At 43.9% G+C, this 22,079-nt stretch carries 16 protein-coding genes and 1 pseudogene; 15 read left to right on the top strand and 2 right to left on the bottom strand.

What is annotated here, in order from left to right; translation table 11 throughout:
• Positions 1–92 precede the first annotated feature (92 nt).
• The 15 genes and pseudogenes from NYP65_RS00065 to NYP65_RS00135 all read left to right on the top strand — a co-directional run bounded on the left by NYP65_RS00065 (position 93) and on the right by NYP65_RS00135 (position 19,791).
• Entirely contained in the window at positions 93–527 is a 435-nt protein-coding gene (locus NYP65_RS00065) for a DUF948 domain-containing protein (RefSeq protein ID WP_473410428.1), read from the top strand.
• Entirely contained in the window at positions 527–805 is a 279-nt protein-coding gene (locus tag NYP65_RS00070; protein WP_020757849.1) for a hypothetical protein, read from the top strand. The genes NYP65_RS00065 and NYP65_RS00070 overlap by 1 nt, the downstream gene beginning before the upstream one ends.
• A gap of 52 nt (positions 806–857) precedes the next feature.
• On the top strand, positions 858–3,539 hold the full coding sequence (gene alaS / locus NYP65_RS00075; protein WP_473410429.1) for an alanine--tRNA ligase: 2,682 nt from the start codon (positions 858–860) through the stop codon (positions 3,537–3,539).
• 63 nt (positions 3,540–3,602) lie between these two features.
• Entirely contained in the window at positions 3,603–4,133 is a 531-nt protein-coding gene (ruvX, locus tag NYP65_RS00080) for a Holliday junction resolvase RuvX (RefSeq protein WP_004131952.1), read from the top strand.
• Positions 4,126–5,283: an endolytic transglycosylase MltG gene (gene mltG / locus NYP65_RS00085; RefSeq protein ID WP_115761579.1), complete on the top strand. Its 1,158-nt coding sequence runs from the start codon at positions 4,126–4,128 to the stop codon at positions 5,281–5,283. The genes ruvX and mltG overlap by 8 nt, the downstream gene beginning before the upstream one ends.
• A gap of 452 nt (positions 5,284–5,735) precedes the next feature.
• Positions 5,736–6,185: an A24 family peptidase gene (locus NYP65_RS00090; protein ID WP_004131957.1), complete on the top strand. Its 450-nt coding sequence runs from the start codon at positions 5,736–5,738 to the stop codon at positions 6,183–6,185.
• Positions 6,186–6,644: 459 nt separating this feature from the next.
• Positions 6,645–7,832: a chorismate synthase gene (gene aroC / locus NYP65_RS00095; protein WP_473410430.1), complete on the top strand. Its 1,188-nt coding sequence runs from the start codon at positions 6,645–6,647 to the stop codon at positions 7,830–7,832.
• The gene (locus NYP65_RS00100) at positions 7,829–9,532 is read left to right on the top strand and encodes a bifunctional shikimate kinase/3-dehydroquinate synthase (protein ID WP_473410431.1); all 1,704 of its coding nucleotides are present in this window, start codon (positions 7,829–7,831) and stop codon (positions 9,530–9,532) included. The genes aroC and NYP65_RS00100 overlap by 4 nt, the downstream gene beginning before the upstream one ends.
• Positions 9,533–9,589: 57 nt before the next feature.
• A complete protein-coding gene (gene aroQ / locus NYP65_RS00105; RefSeq protein WP_162861550.1) occupies positions 9,590–10,072 on the top strand; it encodes a type II 3-dehydroquinate dehydratase in 483 nt (160 codons plus the stop codon).
• Positions 10,065–11,732, top strand: a complete 1,668-nt coding sequence (locus tag NYP65_RS00110; protein WP_004131966.1) for a CTP synthase — start codon at positions 10,065–10,067, stop codon at positions 11,730–11,732. Before aroQ ends, NYP65_RS00110 begins: the two co-directional genes overlap by 8 nt.
• Before the next feature lie 561 nt (positions 11,733–12,293).
• Positions 12,294–13,925: pseudogene (locus NYP65_RS00115) on the top strand (peptide ABC transporter substrate-binding protein).
• A gap of 232 nt (positions 13,926–14,157) precedes the next feature.
• Complete coding sequence (locus NYP65_RS00120) at positions 14,158–15,084, top strand: ABC transporter permease (protein ID WP_016636289.1); 927 nt, start codon at positions 14,158–14,160, stop codon at positions 15,082–15,084.
• Positions 15,085–15,096: 12 nt separating this feature from the next.
• Positions 15,097–16,086, top strand: coding sequence for an ABC transporter permease (locus NYP65_RS00125; RefSeq protein ID WP_016797158.1), 990 nt, complete (start codon positions 15,097–15,099; stop codon positions 16,084–16,086).
• Between the two features lie 23 nt (positions 16,087–16,109).
• The gene (locus NYP65_RS00130) at positions 16,110–18,137 is read left to right on the top strand and encodes a dipeptide ABC transporter ATP-binding protein (protein ID WP_020973370.1); all 2,028 of its coding nucleotides are present in this window, start codon (positions 16,110–16,112) and stop codon (positions 18,135–18,137) included.
• A gap of 169 nt (positions 18,138–18,306) precedes the next feature.
• Positions 18,307–19,791, top strand: a complete 1,485-nt coding sequence (locus NYP65_RS00135) for a sensor histidine kinase (protein ID WP_004131977.1) — start codon at positions 18,307–18,309, stop codon at positions 19,789–19,791.
• 8 nt (positions 19,792–19,799) lie between these two features.
• On the opposite strand, the gene NYP65_RS00140 is transcribed toward NYP65_RS00135, so the two are convergent.
• Together NYP65_RS00140 and NYP65_RS00145 are read right to left on the bottom strand one after the other, a co-directional pair.
• Complete coding sequence (locus NYP65_RS00140; protein ID WP_004131981.1) at positions 19,800–20,072, bottom strand: WhiB family transcriptional regulator; 273 nt, start codon at positions 20,070–20,072, stop codon at positions 19,800–19,802.
• Positions 20,073–20,226: 154 nt separating this feature from the next.
• Positions 20,227–22,002 carry an FtsK/SpoIIIE domain-containing protein gene (locus tag NYP65_RS00145; RefSeq protein WP_346284345.1) on the bottom strand — a complete coding sequence of 592 codons (1,776 nt, stop codon included), beginning with the start codon at positions 22,000–22,002 and terminating at the stop codon, positions 20,227–20,229.
• Between the last annotated feature and the right edge of the window lie 77 nt (positions 22,003–22,079).

Consider the following 22,079-nt stretch of genomic DNA (forward strand, 5'->3'; position numbering starts at 1 on the left):
CGCTAAATTTACAAAAAGAGTCTTGACTCTTCGTTAATCTTTTAATACATTGCGTGGGTAGTCGTGTGTAAAACAGCAGGAAAGAGGTTACGATGAGCGTTGGAGACATTGCTGCTCTAATTGCGGCGATTTCGTTTGCGGTGCTTTCGGGATTTATGATTTATCCGCTTATTCGGCTGGGTAAAATGTTCAATCAGATTTCTCAAACTGTTAAGGAATCGGGCGAGCACGCTTTACCTGCTATCGACGAATCTGTTACCACAGTAAAACAAGTGAACAAAACCCTTGAAGACGTTAATGCCGTTACAGATGCTGCTCGCACTACAGCTACAAATGTTGGCGCTCTTACGGATTTGTATGGCGCTTTTCTTGGAAAGCCAGTTGTTAAAATTGCATCTGCTTGCTACGCGCTTAAAGACACTTTTAATGCGTTCTTTAATAAGGCTACTGTTCCAACGGATGCAGCAGAATCTTCCGCTAGGGATGCGGCAAATTCTGGCGAGTCGTTTACGCCTAAGGGGGAGTGATGTTTAAGCGTTTATTTTGGATTTGCATCGGTTTTGTAATGGGAGTTATGTCTGTTACAAAAGCTCGCGCGTACGTTAAGGAAAAGTTCCCGCAAAACGCTAGGAATTTCTTCTTCGATAAAGATCCAAAAAATCTTACTTTAAGCACGATTCTGTCTTTGTACAATGATTTTAATTCCAGCAGAAAAGCCCACGAGTCGCAGCTTAACTCTAAGTATGCTAGTAAGTATGCTGATAAGCGTGACGATTCGTTTACAAACAAGTCTTATACTAAGTAGTTACTAAGTAGTCTTATACTAAGTCTGATAAATAAAAAAGGAGTTCGTACCCATGCGCACAGCAGAAATTGCAAAGCGTTATCTTGACTATTTTGGTAATCATGGACATATGGTCGTGCCTTCTGCATCGCTGATTTCTCCAAATCCAACGACGCTTTTCACGATTGCAGGCATGGTTCCATTCATACCTTATCTTTTAGGAGAGCAAACGCCTCCTTCTCGCAGAATGACGTCTAACCAAAAGTGCGTACGTACGCTCGATATTGACGAAGTTGGTAAAACAACTCGCCACGGTACCTTCTTCCAAATGGTTGGTAACTTTAGTTTTGGCGACTATTTTAAGGAAGAAGCAATTCACTACGCTTGGGAGCTTTTAACAACTCCTCAAGATAAGGGCGGCTACGGTTTTGACCCAGAAAAGCTGTGGGTTACTACTTATACCGACGACGACGAAGCTCGCGCAATTTGGAAGAATGAGGGCTTTGATCCAGAGCACATGCAAGTTTTTGGCATGGAAGATAACTTCTGGACTACTGGTGGCCCTGGCCCTGGCGGCCCATGCTCCGAGATTTACGTGGATCGCGGTCCAGAATATGGAAAGGATGGCGGTCCTGCTGCAGACGAATCTCGTTTTATTGAGATTTGGGATTTGGTTTTTGAGAACTTCCAGGTAGACAACGTAAAGTCTAAGACCGATTTGCACATTGTTGGTGAGCTTGATCAAAAGAATATTGATACAGGCGCTGGTTTGGAGCGTTTGGCTTACCTTATGCAAGGCAAGGAAAACATTTACGAGACTGACGAAGTTTATCCAGTTATTGAAGCTGCAGAAAAACTTAGCGGCGTAAAGTACGGCAGCAACGCCGATGCGGATGTTCGTTTCCGCGTTGTAGCAGATCACGTGCGTTCCGCGTTGATGATTATGAGCGATGGCGTGCGTCCAAGCAACGTTGGCCGCGGATACGTGCTTCGCCGTCTTCTTCGCAGAACTGTTCGCGCAATGCGCATGCTTGGCGTGCAAGACCCAGTTTTGCCAACCTTGTTCCCAGTTTCTAAGGGCGCTATGGAGCCAAGCTATCCAGAGCTTAATAACACTTTCCACGAGGTTAGCGAAGCTGCATACGGTGAGGAAGATGCGTTCCGCCGCACTCTAGAAAAGGGTACGACTATTCTTGACTTGGCTGTTGAAAAAGCTAAGAAAGAACGCAAGGATGACCCTATTGTTGGCGGCTCCGACGCATTTACTTTGCACGATACTTACGGCTTCCCAATCGAGTTGACTCTTGAGATGGCTGCTGAGCAGGGTGTTAAGGTTGATGAAGCTAAGTTCCGCGAGCTTATGAGCGAGCAGAAAGGTCGCGCTCGCGCGGATGCTTTGAAGAAGCGTCACAATGTGGATGTTAGCGTTTACGACGACATTAAGAAAGAACTTGAAAAGCCAATCGACTTCCTCGGTTACACAGACTTCTCCAGCCGTTCAAACGTTTTGGCGATTGTTGAAGCCGGTAAGGGTGCTGTTAAAAGTGTTAGCGCTCCTGCAAACGTTGAAGTTATTCTTGATCGCACGCCATTCTATGCTGAGCGCGGTGGTCAGATTGCTGATCAGGGCGAGATTATTTCCGATGACGGCGCGATTTTGGAAGTTGACGATGTTCAGCGTCCGATTAAGGATTTGATTGTTCACAGCTGCCGACTTACTGAAGGAACTCTTAGCGTTGGTGCTCCTGTAAACACAAATATTGACCAGGTGCGCCGTGCTGCTTTGGCTAGAAGCCACACTGCTACACACACTCTTCACAAGGCTTTGCGAGAAGAGCTTGGCCCGCAGGCAACTCAGCGCGGTTCGGTAGTAGATCCAGATCGTTTGCGCTTTGACTTCCAATGGCCAAAGGCTGTTGATAAAGATGCGTTGTTACGCGTAGAAGCTCGCGTAAACGAGCGTATTCGCGAAGACTTGCAAGTTGTTCCAAAAGAGATGCCGATTGACGATGCTTTCAAGCTTGGCGCAATGCACTTGTTCGGCGAAAAGTATGGCGATATTGTTCGCGTTGTAGAGATTGGCGATGGCTGGAGCCGCGAGCTTTGCGGCGGTACTCATGCTAAGAGCACTGGCAAGATTGGTATGGTTACAATCCTTTCTGAGTCTTCTATTGGCTCTGGTGTGCGCAGAATCGACGCGCTTTGCGGCGAAGAAGCGTACCGATATGGCGCTCGCGAGCATGCTTTGGTTGCTCAATTTGCAGACATGGTTAATGCGCGTCCAGACGAATTGGCTGAGCGCTTAGAGTCTTTGCTTAACAAGATGAAGGATTCCGATCGCAAGCTTGCTTCTGTTTACGAATCCCAGCTTAATGAGGCTGTTCCAGAATTAGTTGATGCAGCTAAGCAAAGCAGCTCAAAGATTAAGCTTGCTGTAAAGAATGTTGGAAACTTCGGTTCCTTCGACGCTTTGCGCAAGACTGTTCTTGACGTTCGTTCTCGCTTGGGCGAAGATGCGCCAGTAGTTGTAGCTTTGTGCGGTGTAAACGAGAGCGATAAGCCAATGGTTGCTGTTGCTACTAACGATGCAGCTCGCTCGGCTGGCGCTAAGGCTGGCGACTTGGTGCGTACAGCTTCCAAGGTGCTTGGCGGCGGTGGCGGCGGCAAGCCAGACTTTGCTCAAGGTGGCGGTGCGGATGCTTCTAAGATTGATGAAGCACTCGAGGCCGTGAAAGCCGAAGTTTTGAAGCTATAGTCAAAAGGTTGAATGTTTAAGATGTTTAACACTCGAGCCGAATTAATAAGTTAGAGTTTTCGTATGATTTGGCTTGGCGTTGATTTAGGAGATGCCAGGGTTGGACTTTCTAAGTCCGACCCTGAGCTGACTTTTGCGCACCCAATCGGTAATATTCAAGCTTATGGCGACTCATTTAATGCGATTGAAGACGTTATTAACGTTATAGAAGACAATAGTGTGAGCCGAGTCGTAGTTGGTTTGCCCTTACAGTTAGATGGATCCGAAGGAAAGTCTGCTAAAAAAGCGCGCAGATGGGGTGCTAATTTAGCCAAGCGCATTAAATCGCTTTTTGATTATGGCGATTGGTCGCTTGATTTTATTCCAGAAATCGTTTTTAACGACGAACGACTAACAACAGTTACTGCCCATAGGCAATTGTTAGATGCTGATTTTTCCACTAAAAAGCATCGTCCAATGGTTGATCAGCAATCGGCAGTGTTGATTTTGCAATCTGCGATTGACGATTACAGAAATGCTTGCAAAAATGTAAAAGGCGACTCGCAAAGTGACTCGCAAAGTAACTCCATCAGAAAGGAAGCGTTTAATGAGTGAGAATATAGACGATTTTTTCAATCAAAACGCTAAATGGAGTCACAATTCATCCAATCCTCCTGTTCCGCCAAAATCGCGAAAAGCAAGAACTGCGCGTAAAAATCGCAGAAACAAGCGGAATCGCATAATCGCATTTATTCTTACGCTAGTTTTTGCGTTGCTATTTGTTGTTGGATACGGCTTATATCGAGTTGCAGTTTATGTAAGAAACAATAGTCAGTCGTCAATTATGGAAGACTGGCCAGGTCCTGGAAGTGGGTTCGTTGAATTTACGATTGAACCAGGTCAAGGATCTGTAGAAGTGGGAAATAACCTTGTTAAGGCGCAGGTTGTAAAGTCGCAATCCACTTTTTCTAATATTGTTGCAGCAAATAACAAGATTTTGTACCCAGGAATTTACGCGCTTAAAAAACACATGAATTCAATGGACGTAGTGGAAATTCTTTCCGACCAAAGCAAGGCTGGTGGATTCTTAGACGTTAAAGCAGGGGAGCGCGCAACGGAGGTTATTCGCAAGGCTGCACAAATCTCGGGAATTGACATTGCTCAATTTAACGCGATTCAAAAAGCGGACGGCGAGGGGATTTTGCCGCCAGAGGCGGGCGGAAGCTTTGAAGGATGGTTGGAGCCTGGAGTTTACAACGTAAAAGCCATTAAATCAGCTAGCAAGATATTGGCAAAAATGGTAGATAAGCGCATTGAAAAGCTTGATTCTCTAGGCGTTCCTAAGGGTGATTTGCGTCAAAAAGTTCTTAAAATTGCTTCCATTGCAGAAGCAGAAGTCAATAATCGTGAATACTACGGCAAAGTTTCGCGCGTAATCTTAAATCGTTTAGCTAAAGACATGCCTTTGGGAATGGATACTACGGTTGCGTACGGAATTGGGATTAAGGCGATTAACCTTACGCAATCGCAGCTAGACGATGCAAGCAACCCGTACAACACTAGGATTCACAAGGGGCTGACGCCTACTCCTATAAGCATTCCTGGAGATAACGCGATTTTGGCGGCTCTTAATCCTGCAAATGGTCCATGGATTTATTTTGTTACTACTAACTTAAAGACAGGCGAAACTAAGTTTGCGGATAACTACGACGATTTCTTAAAGATTCGCGACGAGTATAAGCGTTCCAACGAAAACGCTAACTAGCGCGCCAACCTGCCGGAGCGCTTAAAGCGTAGCGTGCGAAGGCAATTTGGCGCGCTGAGCCGCTTAGAGCAGAAGCACTGCTTCTGCGCGGCGAAGACGTTCGCACGGCTAATCCGTGCGAACGACAGGACCTGCCTTTTCGCTTAAAGCGTAGTGCGCTTTCCTATTTAGCGTTGTGCGAGGTTTGAGTATTTCTCTCCTCGCAAATCCCGTCGCTACGCTCCTCTTTTATTGCTCGTAGAGAAATACATCAAACCTTCTGAATATTTAGGACTTTTGCGTATCTTTCATCACCGAGATTCTCTACTTCACTTTGCGTATTTGCGTAATTACAAAAAGCCTTTAACCACATTGAGCATAATTTGTTGCGTTCGCAGTTTTTGCGCATTTAGCATAATCAAATGAGTCAGTTTATTATCGCGTGTTTATTTACAACGCCAACGCTTATATGCATGATTGCATTGTGCGCAACGGATTTAACAAGCCGCATTGTGCCTAGACTTTGGGTTGTACTAGCTGCTTTTACACAATCTGCAGCAAACCTTATTTTTTCGCTGATTACTTTTCATAATGTTAATTTTCTTTTGCGCGGATGGCTTTGTGCAGTATCAGTTTTTGCAATCTATGTTTTGGTGCAAAAACTTTGCGTGCGCGGAGCACTTGGATTTGGCGATGTTACATGCGCTTCTATGATCGCTCAAGCTTTGGCGCTATTTGGATTTGATTGCATAATCTACTGGTTTGCATCAGTCGGAATATTTGGATTAATTTGGATTTTAGTGTGGAAAATCTGCTCTAGAGTCTGCTGGCGATTTTTCCGCGTTAAGTCTAAAAATGTGCAAAATAAAATCCCGTTCGTGCCTGTTCTAGCTGTATCTGCGCTCATCGCTGTTATGCTTTGAACTTTTGCTGCAATTCTATAGTGATAAGTAAGGTGGAGATTCGAGATTTTTCGCCCTGAATGAGATGTTTCGTTCGCGCGGTCTAAGCGCGCTCACGTCTTCGCAGCGCAGAAGCAGTGCTTCTGCCTTGAGCTGCTCAGCGCGCCAAATTGCCTTCGCGCGCTACGCTTTAAGCGCTCCGGCAGGTTGGCGCGCCTGCGAGGAGAGAAATACTCAAACCTCGCGCAATACTAAATAGGAAGTCGCGCAACAGCAAACAAGGAATCACACAATACCAAATAAAGATAGTGGTTTCTAGAAAAGTTTGCCAGATTTTGCGATTGATTACGTGGATTGTGAGCAATACTTAGTGGTTAGTAGAATACAGATTTAGAATCGAGTATTGATTTAAAATAAAGAACAGTATTAAGTGCAAGAAGTATAACAATAAATATAACGCACAACGCGATTGGAGAAGGCATGCTTAGATGGCAAACGGCAGGGGAGTCGCATGGTGAAGCGCTGGTGGCAATGATTGAAGGAGTGCCAGCAGGAGTTAAGATTACTAGCGCAGACATTGTTTCTGCTCTTGCGCGTAGACGACTTGGATATGGTCGTGGAGCGCGAATGAAGTTTGAGCAAGACAAAGTGCGTTTGCTTACAGGTGTTCGCCACGGTGTTACTCTTGGGTCTCCAATTGCAATCGAAATCGCAAATAGCGAGTGGCCAAAGTGGGTTGAAGTGATGAGTGCAGATCCGCTAGACCATGATTTGCCAAAAGAAGGCCGTAACGCGCCTCTTTCTAGGCCGCGCCCTGGGCATGCGGATTTAACAGGCATGCGTAAATACGGTTTTAGTGATTCTCGCGAGGTTTTGGAGCGTTCGAGTGCCAGGGAAACGGCTTCTCGCGTGGCTTTAGGCGCTGTAGCTGATGCGTTTTTGCACCAAGCATTGGGTGTGCGCACAGTTGCGCACGTTATTGGGATCGGCGGCGAATATGTAAGCAAAAGTTTAGCCCTGCCAACACCAGATGATCTTGCTGCTCTGGATGCTTCTCCAGTTCGCACTCTAGATAAAGATGCCGAAGCGCGCATGATGGCTCGCATCGATGAAGCAAAAGCCAATGCAGATACGCTTGGCGGTGTTGTAGAGGTTTTGGCATACGGCATGCCTGCTGGAGTTGGAACTTATGTTGAGTCGGATCGCCGATTAGATGCGGCGTTGGCGGCGGCGCTTATGGGAATCCAGGCGATTAAAGGCGTGGAAATTGGAGACGGTTTTGAAGAAGCAAATCGCCCTGGCTCGGCTGCTCACGACGAAATCGTAACAGGCGAAGATGGCAACATTGCACGCCTTAGCAATCGCGCAGGAGGCATTGAAGGCGGAATGTCAAATGGAGAGACAATTCGCGTGCGCGCTGCAATGAAGCCGATTCCGTCCATTCCGCGTGCTTTGCGAACGGTAGATGTGCTTACTGGCCAGCCAGCGCAGGCAATTAATCAGCGCTCCGATTTTACGGCAGTTCCAGCCGCTTCTGTAGTTGCAGAGGCAATGGTTCGATTAACGCTTGCAAAGTATGCGTTAGAAAAGTTTGGTGGAGATTCGCTAGAAGAAACTGCTAGGAATGCTAAGAGTTACGTTCAATCTTGGAAAGAGCATATGAGATGAGCGAAGAATCTTTGCAAAGTTCCACTCACGGTGTGCCTAAATACAAAATGCCATTAGCTGTTATAATCGGCATGCCTGCAGCTGGAAAAACGCGTGTTGGCAAGGAATTAGCGCATATTTTGAATGTTCCTTTTATAGATACAGACGATTTAATTGAGCAAAAAATCAATATGCCGATTAGCCAGTATTTTAAGGATTTTGGTGAAGAGTCTTTTAGAGATATTGAAGCTAAAATTGTTAAAGATGCTATTTTTGCAGATTCTGAGCAATCCTCCCCAATAATCGCCCTCGGCGGCGGCTCCCCAATGCGCCCACAAACGCAAGAAGTCTTAAAAAAATATACAAAACTCGGTGGCTGCGTTGTTTACTTGCAAGTGGATCCAAACGATGCAATTGAGCGCGTAAGCTGGAATTCAAATCGCCCTATGCTAAGCGGCAAAGACGGAGCAAAACGGTGGTTGGATTTGTTTGCTAAAAGAGACCCCGTGTTTTGTAAAGTAGCGAATCTGCACGCTCGCGTTTACGGATTAACGCCAAAACCTGCCGCAAGAAAGCTGAAAGATATGATTATGCAACGAATTGTGCATGTAAGTGGCAAAGATATTGAAAACTATAATGTTAATATTGGCGCTGGTGCTATGAGTCTTTTGCCGCAAATGCTTGGAAAAGAGCCTGTTCGAGTAGCTTTGATTCACACTCAGCCTGTTCAAAGGCATAGCGATAAAGCAAGAACTATTTTGCGCGCTGCTGGCTACGATGTTTTTGACATTCTTATTCCAGACGCAGAGGCTGGCAAAACCGTTAAGGTTGCGGATTTTGTGTGGTCGCATCTTGCAAACGCTGGTTTTACGCGTTCAGACGCGATTGTTGGCTTGGGCGGTGGAGCAGCCACAGATTTGGCTGGATTCGTTGCATCTACTTGGATGCGTGGAATCCGCTACGTAAATTGCCCAACTTCGCTTCTTGCTATGGTAGATGCTTCGACTGGCGGAAAAACTGGCGTAAATACTGCATTTGGCAAGAATTTGGTTGGTAGTTTTTACACGCCTGCAGGTGTTTTGGCAGATACTTGCGCGTTTTCTACGCTTCGTAACGATATTTTTGTTGAAGGCTTAGGAGAGGTTGCAAAATCAGGGTTTATTGGCGATACGAGCATCCTAAAAATTCTGGAAAATCCGCAAAATGCTAGCAAATTACGCACTCTCGATGGCTCTTCTGTTTTAAGCGATTCACATTTGAACAATATGGTTTGCGATTTAATAGAAAAAAGCGTGCGCGTTAAGGCATACCACGTTTCTAACGACTTAAAAGAGCAAGGTTTGCGCGAGTTTTTGAACTACGGCCATACTCTTGGTCATGCAATTGAGCAAATAGAGCATTTTTCTTGGCGTCACGGAAACGCAGTTGCTGTTGGAATGGTTTTTGCGGCGGAGCTTGCGAAAATTTTGGGCTATTTAAGTCCAGAAGACGTTGAGTATCATCGTTCACTTTTAAAGTCACTTGGATTGCCAATATCTTGGAATGGCGGCGGCAATAATGACGATGCTTTTGCCAAGGTTCTTGATTTGATGCATAAAGATAAAAAAGCTAGAGGCAACACTTTGCGATTTGTTGTTTTAGACGGGATTGGAAACCCGATTCACTTAGATAATCCGCCGCTGGAGGCGATTCGCGAAGCGTTTAATAAGATTAGAGGTTAGAAAATGGTAGATGTAGAAAACGCGCAAAATCGAGAAAATTCAAAAAACGCTATAAATATGCGCAAGGTTTTGGTAGTAAATGGCCCAAATTTGGGGCGATTAGGCGTTCGCCAGCCAGACGTTTATGGCAATCAAGATTTTGAAGCACTGTGCTCGCTTTGCAAAAAGTGGGCGCAAAAGCTTAACTTGCAAGTAGAAGTGCGTCAAAGTGACGACGAAGCACAAATGGTGCACTGGATGCACGAAGCAGCTGATACGCATACTCCTGTTGTTATGAATCCTGCTGCTTTTACGCACTACAGTTATGCGCTCGCGGATGCTGCGCACATGGTTTTGGATGCTGGAGTGCCGCTAGTGGAAGTGCATATTTCTAATCCTTCTGCGCGCGATGCTTTTCGTAAAATTAGCGTTATTAGCGCTGTTGCAACTGGAACTATTACAGGCATGGGGCTATATGGCTACAAGCTTGCACTAGAAGCTGTTGCTCATTGTTTAACACCCGAGTCGAGGCTCGAAGATACTATGGAGTTCCATGGTTAGAAGAAAACATGGTAACTCTCAGGAGCATATTACAAAGCATATTTTTGTTACTGGTGGCGTTGTTTCGTCCCTCGGAAAAGGTCTTACTGCATCGTCTTTAGGTAGGCTTTTGCGAAGCCGCGGTCTTCATGTTTTGCAACAAAAACTTGATCCTTACATCAATGTTGACCCAGGCACAATGAACCCATTCCAACATGGTGAGGTTTACGTTACAGAAGATGGCGCAGAAACAGATCTTGATATTGGTCACTACGAGCGATTCCTTGATGTTTTCTTAAGTCAAAAAGCAAATGTTACAACTGGCCAGATTTATCAATCCGTGCTTAGAAAAGAACGTGCTGGCGAGTATTTGGGTCAGTGCGTGCAAGTTATTCCACACATTACTGGCGAAATTAAATCGCGTATGCGTGCGCAAGCTAGCGACGATGTAGACGTTATTATTACGGAAATCGGCGGTACTGTTGGAGATATTGAGTCGCAGCCATTCTTGGAGGCTGCTCGAGAAGTTCGCCGCGATTTAGGCCCAGAAAATTGCATGTTTGTGCACGTTTCTTTGGTGCCTTATATTGCTGCAGCTCATGAGTTGAAGACTAAGCCAACTCAACATTCCGTAATGATGCTTCGCTCTCTTGGTATTTCTCCAGACGCGCTTGTTTTGCGTTCGGATCGCCCTCTTAATCAAGGCATTAAAGACAAGATTTCTCTTATGTGCGATGTTGATGCAGAAGGCGTTGTGAATTGCGTGGATGCTCCAAGCATTTACGATGTTCCAAAGATTTTGTTCAACGAGGGCTTGGATGCTTACGTTGTGCGCGAGCTTGAGCTTCCATTCCACGATGTTGATTGGAACGAGTGGGAAGATTTGCTTGAGCGCGTTCATCATCCAAAGCATGAGCTAAACATTGCAATCGTTGGAAAGTACATTGATTTACCAGATGCGTATCTTTCCGTTACGGAGGCCATTAAGGCTGGAGGTTTTGCAAACTGGGCTAAGGTTAACGTGCGATGGGTTGCTGCTGATAAGTGCGAAACTCAAGAAGGTGCTGCTGCAGCTCTGGACCAAATGGACGGCATGGTTATTCCAGGCGGATTTGGTATTCGCGGCATTGAAGGTAAGATTGGCGCGCTTCGTTACGCTCGCGAGCATGGCTTGCCAACGCTTGGTCTTTGCCTTGGCTTGCAATCTATGGTTATTGAATATGCTCGTCACGTGCTTGGGCTTGAAGATGCTAATTCCACAGAGTTCGAAAAGGATTGTGGAGATCCAGTAATCGCAACTATGGAAGAGCAAAAAGATATTGTTGCTGGCAAGGGAGATATGGGTCACACAATGCGACTCGGTTCTTATCCTGCAACTCTTGAAGAAGGCTCTATTGTTGCTGAGCTTTACGGCTCTACGCATGTTACCGAGCGTCATCGTCACCGTTACGAAGTGAACGTGGCTTATAAGGATCGTTTGCGCGAAGCTGGCTTGCGTATTAGCGGCCAAAGCCCAGACGGTAATTTGACTGAGTTTGTGGAGCTTCCAAAGAGTGTTCACCCATTCTATGTTGCAACTCAAGCTCATCCAGAGTTTAAGTCTCGTCCAACTAAGCCTCATCCTTTGTTTGCTGGATTAGTGGCGGCTGCTCTTGAGCATCAAACAAATAACGCTAAGTGATTTAATCAAACTAGCTGTTTGATTAAATCGAACTAGTTGACTAGATTCGATTATCTACTTGACTTAAATTATTAAGTGGTGTAAACTCGTGACTTTGGGTGCGATTTTACACCACTTTTTATTTTGATTAATACTTAATCATCTTGTTGCATATTTTGCATCGTTTAACATGATTGTTACATATTCCAGATGCAAATTTACATTTTTGTAATATCACTGCAGATGTAAAAGACTTGGCAAAATATCGCATAGAATACGATTTAATCTAATATTTTTCTATTACAATAGTTGTTTTTACTGTTTATAGACAAAATAACAGTAAATTTTACATTTAGACTTTGAGCTTGCGTTGTTTAATAAAATCCGTATGATTGAATTTTAATCAACGAAGAGGCCTCCTTATTGGCTTTGCAAAGAATCCATCTGGCAATAAATACTAGGTGGATTTTATTTATTAAGCCTATAGAGCCTGTAAAGCGTAAAGGCTTTGCAAAGCTTGTAATGAGACTTTTTCGTGATAATTAATGGAATCCTGCCATACCCAACGTTAGGAGAAAACATATGAAGAATAAGGCATTACTTTTTGCCGCAGCTGCGTGCTCGGTTGCTATGCTGCTCGGTGGATGAGGTTCTTCTGCCTCGAAGACCGCTCAAACAAATGGTGGCAAGGTTGTTATTACCGTAAACGACTCCGAGCCTCAGAACGAGCTTGTTCCAGGAAACATTAACGAGAATGCTGGTGCTCGTCCTGCTGTATTGGTCAACTCCACGTTGGTCACTTTTGATGAAAAGGGCAACACGGTAAACGAAGATGCCGAGAGCGTAACTCCAAACGCCGATGCAACCCAATACACCGTTAAGCTTAAAAAAGATAAGAAGTTCAGCGATGGCACTCCAATCACCGCAGAAAGCTTCACTAAGGCTTGGAGCTTTGTAGCAAACGCTAAGAATGCTCAGAAGTGCTCTTCCTTCTTCCAGACCATTAAGGGTTACGAAGACTTGCAGAAGAATGATACTAAGGGCGACGAGCAGCTTTCTGGCTTAAAGGTTGTAGATAAGTACACCTTTACTGTTGATTTGAACCAGCCAGATTCTGTGTTTGCCATTAAGGTTGGTTACCTTGCATTCGCTCCTCTTCCAGAATCCTTCTACAAGAATCCAAAGGCTTACGGCGAAAAGCCAGTTTCCTCTGGACCATACCTCTTTAAGTCTTGGGATCACAACAAGCAGATCGAAGTTGTAAAGAATCCAGATTATGATGGCCCACGCAAGGCTCAGAATGATGGCGTTACCTTTAAGATTTACACCGACGGCACCGCTGCTTACCGCGATGTTCAGTCTGGCAATCTTGATATGACGGACAACATTCCAGATACAGAAACCAAGACTTTCCAAAAGGACACAACTGTTAAGGCATACAACCGTCCAGGTTCTGTAATCCAGCAGTTTGGTATTCCTGCATCCTTGCCACACTTCGATGTAACTACCGAAGAAGGCCGCTTGCGTCGTCAAGCTGTTTCTATGGCAATCGACCGCGAAACCATCATCAAGAAGGTTCTTAACAACACTGCATCTCCTGCAAACGAGTTCACTTCTCCTTTGACTCCAGGCTACAAGGCAGATCTTAAGGGACATGAAAACCTTAAGTTTAATGCCGCAAAGGCTAAGGAACTTTGGGCAAAGGCAGATAAGATCTCTAAGTATGATGGTCCTCTTACCTTTACTTACAACGCCGATGGCAACGCTAAGTCTGTGTTCGACGCAGTTGTAAACTCCATTAAGAATCATCTTGGAATCAATGCTGAAACAACTCCAGTTCCAACATTCCAAGAGTTCCGTAACGCATGCGAACAGCGTCAGGTTAAGGGTGCATGGCGTGCAGGCTGGATGCCAGATTACCCAAGCCCAGAAAATTACTTGACTCAGGAATTTGCTTCCGTTGCTGCGGATGGCAATGGTTCCAACGAAGCTGATTACAAGAATCCTAAGTTCGATGCTTTGCTTAAGAAGGCTTCTTCTTCTCAGCCAGCTGAGGCAACTAAGCTTTATCAGCAGGCTAACGAGATTCTTCTTGAGGATCTTCCATACGTCCCACTGTTCTACTCGAACGCCAAGGCTGTTATGGTTCCAAGCTTGAAGGGCTTTGTAATGGATTGGCAGAATATGCCACTTTACTACAAGCTCCACAAGTAAAGATCAAAATCAAGTAGCTATTAAAATCAAGTAGCTATTAAAAAATAAATCATAATTAAATAGCATGTAAAAACGTGCTGCTGCCTTCGAATGGCGAATAAAATTACAAAATTCTATCCGCTGTTCGAGGCAGCACTTTGTGTTTTTACTTAGGTTGGGTTAAATCAATATGCAAGCCACAAGTTGGGTGTGTGCTATGCGAATTTTTAAGTAAATATATAAGGAGAAACCAATGGGTAAATATGTTCTGCGCCGCGTTTTGCAGATGATTCCTGTGGTTCTCGGCACAACATTGTTGGTATACGCTTTGGTGTTTGCTTTGCCTGGAGATCCAGTAAAAGCAATGTTTGGCGATAAGCCAATTAACCATGCTGTAGAAGCGCAAATTCGTGCCGAGTATAACTTGGATAAGCCATTTATTATTCAATATTTGTTGTTCTTAAAGAATGCGCTTACTCTTGATTTTGGTCATACTTTTGCTGGTCAGCCAGTAATTGACGAGATTGGCCGCGCATTCCCTGTAACCATTAAGCTTGCGTTGATGGCGTTTGCTTTCGAAGCCTTGTTCGGCGTAGCTTTCGGTATAATCTCTGGCTTAAAGAAAGGAAAGTGGTACGACAGCGTAATCCTAGTTGTATCACTTCTTCTTATTTCTGTGCCAACATTTGTTACTGGCTTTATTGGCCAATATTTGTTTGGTGTTAAGTGGCATATTATGCCTGTTACTGCAAGCAATGATCCTGGATTCTACGATCTTCTTCTTCCTGCAATAGTTCTTGGATCCGTTTCAATGGCATATATTATTCGACTTACAAGGTCGGAAATTTCGTCAAACATATCGCTTGATTACGTGCGCACGGCTCGTGCAAAGGGCTTAAAAGAAGGCTCCGTTATTGTTCGACACATTTTGCGTAACTCGCTTATTCCTGTTGTTACATTCTTAGGTCAAGATTTGGGCGCTCTTATGAGCGGCGCAATGATTTCGGAAACAATCTTCAACATTCATGGCGTTGGATTCCTTACATATCAGGGAATTCTAAAGGGAGAAGGAAACCTTGTTGTTTCTATAGTTACGCTTCTTATGTTGATATTTGTAGTCAGCAATCTTCTTGTTGACATGTTGTACGCGGCTCTAGATCCGCGCATTCGTTACGCGTAAGGAGAGCACATTATGGAAGATAATTTGATGGAAGATAATTTGATTACAAATAATGCAAATTACAATACATTGCCAGGTCAGGAACGCTATGTTGCTCCTCTTGACGATACGCCTCTTCAAGAAGTTGATTCTGTAGACGAATCCGCTCCAGCTACAAGCATGTGGGCTGATGCTTGGCGATCTTTGCGCAGAAATCCATTGTTTATTGTTTCTGCAGTTTTGATTATTGCAATTATTTTTGTTGCGCTCTTCCCAGGCGCTCTTACAAAGCACAATCCTAATTACTGTGTTTTGGAGCACTCGCTTGAGCCAGCTTCTGCTGCGCATCCGTTTGGATTCGACATGCAAGGATGCGATATTTACGCTCGAGTTGTATATGGAACACGTACATCTTTAAGCGTTGGCTTGCTAGCAACCGCCTTAGTGGTGTTAGTTGGTTCGCTAATTGGAGCTTTGGCTGGATTCTTTGGAGGATGGATTGATGCGGTTCTTAGCCGAATCACCGATATCTTCTTGGCTTTGCCAATGCTGCTAGGTGCAATCGTAGTTTTGCAAATGTTCCGCACATCTAAGTCGATTTGGAAAATCGTGTTTGTTATGGTTCTCTTTGGATGGGTAGGCGTTGCTCGAATCGCAAGAAGTGCTGTTATGGAATCCAAGAATCTTGAATTTAACACAGCATCTACTGCTTTAGGTTCTACTCCAATGCGAAACTTGTTCCAGCACATTATTCCAAACTCGCTGGCTCCAATCATTGTTGTAGGTACAACTTCTCTCGGCTCTTACATTGTTTTGGAAGCAACACTTAGCTTCTTGGGTATTGGTTTGCCAACAACAACAGTTAGCTGGGGTGTAGATATTTCTACCGCTAGAAATGTTCTTACTACAAATCCAGAAGTCTTGTTCTATCCATCCATTGCGCTCGCCATTACCGTGCTCGCCTTTATTATGATGGGCGACGCCGTAAAAGATGCGTTGGATCCAAAGAGCCGTAAGGCGTAAGTTAGCGTGGAGGAATAGTGATTATGAACACAGCAACACGTAAAAATGTAGATACTATTGCAATGCAACGCGAGCAGGGTCCTTTGCTGGAAGTTAAAAATCTTCAAGTTGACTTTACAACGGATTCTAAAAAGGCCGTACACGCTGTTCGCGATGCAAGCTTTAACGTTTACCCAGGTCAGTGGGTTGCAATCGTAGGCGAATCTGGTTCTGGAAAGTCTACTTCTGCAATGGCGGTTCTTGGTTTACTCCCTGGAACAGGTCACGTTACGGGTGGTTCTATTAAGCTTAAAGGTCAAGAAATAAGCAATCTAAAGCCTAAAGATTATGCGGCTTTGCGCGGTACAGCAATGGGATTGGTTCCGCAAGACCCTATGAGTAATTTGAACCCTGTTTGGCGAATTGGAACTCAAGTTAAAGAAGCTCTTCTTGCAAATGGCGTTGACGTAAGCCATGAGAAGCGCTCCGCTTTGGCAGAAGCTTTAGCAGGAGACGCTGTAGAAGTTAAAAGCAACGAAGACGAAATCTTCCTTGGCTCTAAAGAACTGAGCGCATTATTAGACGAAGCAAAGCAAGCTTTGGCGCAGGCTGGTCTTAGCGAGCAAACGAATGCCGAAAAGTTTAATGAAGCTATGGAATACTACAAAAAAGAGTGGGTTCCAGGTTCCGAAACTCGTTGGCGCGTTGCAGACGATTTAATCAAGTACGGTGTGAACGACGACAAGGCTTGGGAAATCGCCAAAAAGTATGTTGTTGGTGCAAGCGTTGAAGACCGCATTGCTGGTTTGCTTGATGAAGCTGGTTTGCCAGATGCTGCAACTCGCGCACGTCAGTTCCCGCACGAGTTTTCTGGTGGTATGCGTCAGCGCGCGTTAATCGCGATTGGCTTGGCTTGCCGTCCAGATTTGCTGATTGCAGATGAGCCAACTTCCGCACTAGATGTAACTGTTCAAAAGCGTATTCTTGACCATTTGCATACGCTTACCGATTCTCTCGGCACTTCTGTGCTCTTTATTACTCACGATTTAGGTTTGGCTGCAGCTCGTGCTCAGCACGTTGTTGTTATGTATAAGGGTCGCGTTGTTGAGTCTGGTCCATCTTTGGACGTTTTGCAGCATCCGCAGCATCCGTACACTAAGCGACTTGTTGCTGCTGCTCCAAGCCTTGCTTCTCAGCGAATCATCTCCGTTAAGGAGCATGGCGGAAACGCGGATAATTTGCTTGAGCATCACGTAGTAGGTGAGCAAACTCTTGAAAAGAGCGAGCATATTATTACAGTCGACCACTTAACTCGCGAGTTTAAGCTTCCGCGCAAGAAGGAACTTTTCAAAGCTGTTGACGATGTTTCGTTCTCTATTAAGCGCGGAACAACGTTGGCAATTGTGGGCGAATCTGGTTCTGGTAAGTCTACTGTTGCAAACATGGTTTTGAGATTACTAAAGCCAACAAGTGGAACTGTTACCTACGAGGGCAAGAATATTGCTGACTTAAAGGGCGCGGATTTGCTTGATTTCCGTCGTCATGTTCAGCCAGTATTCCAAAATCCTTACGGCTCGCTAGACCCAATGTATTCGATTTATCGTTCCATTGAAGAGCCTTTGCGTATTCATAAGATTGGAAGTAAAAAGAGCCGTCAGAATCGCGTACGCGAGCTTTTAGATATGGTTCGCATGCCTGCTTCTGTTATGACTCGATTCCCGAACGAGCTTTCTGGCGGTCAGCGTCAGCGCATTGCAATCGCGCGTGCAATGGCATTGGATCCAGACGTAATCGTTTGCGATGAGGCTGTTTCTGCATTAGACGTGCTTGTACAAGATCAGGTTTTGCACTTGCTTAACGATTTGCAAGCGGAGCGCGGATTAAGCTACTTGTTCATCACTCACGATTTGGCTGTTGTTCGTCAAATCGCAGATGAGGTTGTTGTTATGCAACACGGCAAGCTTGTTGAGCATGCTACAACCGACGAAGTGTTTGATCATCCTCAAAAGGAATATACTCGCGATCTTCTCGACGCAATTCCAGGTGGAAACTTGGAGCTTGGATTGGATTAGTCGCAAGACTCGTATTAGTGCAAGCTAATAGATGTAGATAAAAGTGCAGGAGTTAGAACTTCTGCACTTTTGTTTTATAACGCGCTTTAATAGACTTTAGAATCTTGGTCTGCTTATTTAGTCTGCTTATATTCGCGTGTTTATATTCGCGTGTTTATATTATTAAATCATGGCTGATTTTTCTCATATTCTTGCAACGCGTCCAGATTTTGACGAGTCGGATCGCGAATGGTTGCATCACCTTGTAGCAGATTGGCAAGTAATAGCAGATTTAAGTTTTGCAGACTTGCTTTTGGTTATTCAAAATGGCAATGGCGATTACGTTGTAGCAGAACAATGCCGTCCGTCTACAGCAATCACACTTAGAACCGAAGATTTACTCGGCGTAAAGCTAGACGAATCAATGCATAATGAGCTAGAAGCAGCAATGAGTAAAGAAACAAGTTTCCACTCTTCGGTTTTAAGAACTGTTGGCAGAGCTACTGTTTGCAACGTTTACGCTCCAGTTCGACACAACGGCAAAACGCTTGGTCTTGTTCTTAGGGAAACAAATCTTGCAACAAGAGAATCAAACGGTAGGTACGAGACGGAAAGCATTAATGCTGGCAAAACGTTGTTCGACATGATTGCGCGCGAGCAGTTTCCGTACCACGATTCAATGCTAAATCAGCGCCACAATGCTCGAGTTGCAGACGGTTTTATTATTTTAGAAGAAAGTGGTGTTGTTCGCTATGCTTCTCCAAACGCAATCAGCTGCTTCCGCAGACTTGGCGGATTAAACACTATGCAAGGCGAGTTCTTGTGCGAGTTTGGAGCGCGTCTTCTTCACACAAACGATGTTGTTCCCGAAAGCTTGCCTTTAGTTTTAAGCGGTAAAGCAGACGTTGATTGCGAGTTAGAAGTAAATAATTCCGTTGTTTCTATGCGCTCGCTGCCGCTTTATGGGCCTAACGATAGAACTGGCGCAGTTGTTCTTTGCAGAGATGTTACGGAGGTTCTTAGAAGAGAAAAGGAGCTTCAGACTAAGAACGCTACCATTTCCGAGATTCATCATCGCGTTAAAAATAATCTTCAAGCTGTTTCTGCTTTGCTTCGTCTTCAAGCTAGAAAAACCAAGTCGTACGAAGTTAGAAAAGAGCTAGAAGAAGCTCAAAGGCGAGTTCAAACTATTGCTCTTGTTCACGAAGGTTTAAGCCAGACTGCCGATGAGGTTGTTGACTTCGACAAAGTAATTTCTAGCTTGCTTAAAATGACGATTGAGCTTGCTTCGCAAAATCAAAATATTACGGTTGATTTTTGTGGTAAATTCGGCAAGCTTGCAGCTCAAGATGCAACGCCTCTTTCTCTTGTTTTAACCGAGCTTGTTACAAATGCAGTTGAGCATGGTTTTGAAGGAATGAGCGAAGGCCATATTACGATTTCTGTTGGTCGTGGCGGAGACAACCTTAGTATTGTTGTAGAAGACAATGGCGGCGGAATCGAAAGCGAATCCTTGCATGGAATGGCAAAGTCTTCTGGATCTGGATTAGGCACTCAGCTAATCAACACTTTTGTTACTAACGATTTTGGTGGCACTGTTAAGTGGGAATCGCGCAGAGAAGGCGGAACTCGCGTTCTGCTAGATATTAAGCTACGTGTGCCTGGAGTAGAGTAGTCTCTTACTTAAAATTCAGTGCTTTGATTTCTGCGCGCTCGCATTGCTCTACGCTTTAGCGAGCGCCTTTCATCTTCGCTAAGTCCGCCCCAAACTCCGTAATCTTGGCTTGTTTCTAGAGCGCATCTTAAGCAATTGTCGGCAACATTACAAGTTCTGCACACTGCTTTGGCTTCTTCAACTTGCTGATTGGATGAGCTGTTGTTTCCTACTGGGAAGAAAAGTTCAGGATCCTTATCTCGGCAAGCTGCTTTTGCACGCCAGTCGAATGCGCTACTCATAAGTAAATAACCTCTTTTTAATACGCGTATATTTTTACTAAATTTGCTAGATTTTGTATAAAACTATCCGCACTCCAGGAAAGCATGAATATAACTTTTTTTCAAGACTTTTACAAAATTTTTTTAATCTTTTTGAGTGATTTAAGTCATATTTTTATGTAAAACTCAATATTTGCAGCAAATTGGCTTTTCCAGGAATCACCATTATGCATCTTCCTGGTGTTTGATAATCTTCCACGCTTAGTGTTTTTAGTAAGTCGGTAGGTATTCCAAGCATTGAGTCTGTTGCAGCATCGCCTGTTGGGAAGATTATTCTTACTGGCGCTTGCTCTGGTATGCGTATGTGTCTTGCGTTTTGAGCGCAAAATATTACTGTTGTTTTAGTGTCTTTTAGTTTGCATTGCAATTCTTTAGACTTTTCGTCGCTGTTAAAAGGCTCTAAAAGTGAGTCTGCGTTGTCTTGAATGTGAATGTTTTTTGAATCAAGATTTTGCATACTAATCGCATTTTTAATCGCATTTATAAGATTAGACTTTCCTCGTTTGCTTCCGCCAATAATCGCTATGTTTCCAAGATTTATTGGCAAAATTGCTTCGCTTAGGTTAATTCCGTCGTCTTTTAAGCCGATTAAAAGTCCAAACTCGCTATCTTTTGTGTTTTTGCAGTATTTATTAAGCGTTGAATTATTTAAGTATCTTGGTAGGGGAGCGCTAAACAATTGCTTAGGAGTTTTGTAGCAATAGAATTTTCCAGCCAATTCGATTGCTTTTATAAGCGAATTTTTGTTTTGACTTTGTGAGCATTGTAATGCTACTATTCCGTCTCCTGTATTGCAATATGCTGCTCCAGGATTATTCGGGTTTATGCTTGCGGCGGCAGGAGACCCAAGTAGTTCGTGCGATTGCATTGCGTCTCTAACTCTTAAACAAATGTTTATAGACATATTCGCCTTCATATCTGCGTTTACTTGTCCCATTGGGTTTTGTGTGCACGCTATAAGATGCATTCCTAGGGATCTTCCAACCGAAGCTATGCGTATTAGGCGATTCATGTAATCGGGTAGTTGATTTTTAAGGGCATGAAACTCGTCTATAACAATAACCATTGAAGGCTCGCTTGGTTTTACTTGACTAATATCGTGGCAGCCTTGATTTGCAACTAATCTTTCTCGCCTGTCTAATTCCATTTCTAATCCGCGCAATGCTCTTGCAGCATGCTTAAGATTTAAGTCTCCAACGTTTCCAACGCTGTGTGGAAGAGTAGAAAGTGAATCGAATGTAGCTCCTCCCTTAAAATCCATAAACACAAATTGCAATAATTTAGGTGAATATCTAAAAGCTAGAGCTAAACACCAAGATGTTAGTAAAACGGATTTCCCAGACCCTGTTGTTCCTGCTACAAGCGCGTGCGGACCATTTTTAACAAGATCTATACAAAAATAACCGCTGCTGTTTATTCCAATCGGAGCTTCTAAAGAGTTTTTAGAAGACACTAGCCAAGCGTATACAACATTTTTCCATGGAGGAACACGATTTTGCATGTTTTTGGAGTAATTTGTAGAAACAATTTGATTTGCGTTATTAATCAGCATTGCTTCTAGGTTAATTGGAACAAGAGTTTCTGGAACACCTTTAATATGAGAATCGACTGTTGTTTTGCTAAAGTGAATGCTTTGATTCGTATTATTTTTTACTAAATTTTTGTTGTTTTTGTTTGAATTATATTGAACAATTTGCGGTATTAAGCAAGCAATATACATCATTATGCTAGGAACAATCATTGCAAGCATCATCCAACTTTTTTGCAAAAACGCCATTATAGCAAGAGCAATATTGGCTAAAATAGGCACAATATTTGCCATTATTTGCATCCAAAACATTGGTTTTGAAGCTATGCTTTTAGTATTATTTGCATTGTTTTCGTATTCCATAACGCAATAGTGTATTGCGATTAAGAAATATGCAAGTAAAAACTATAAATGTGGTTAAAGGCTAAATTGGCTAAATA

This window comes from Gardnerella sp. c12Ub_1, assembly GCF_055804375.1.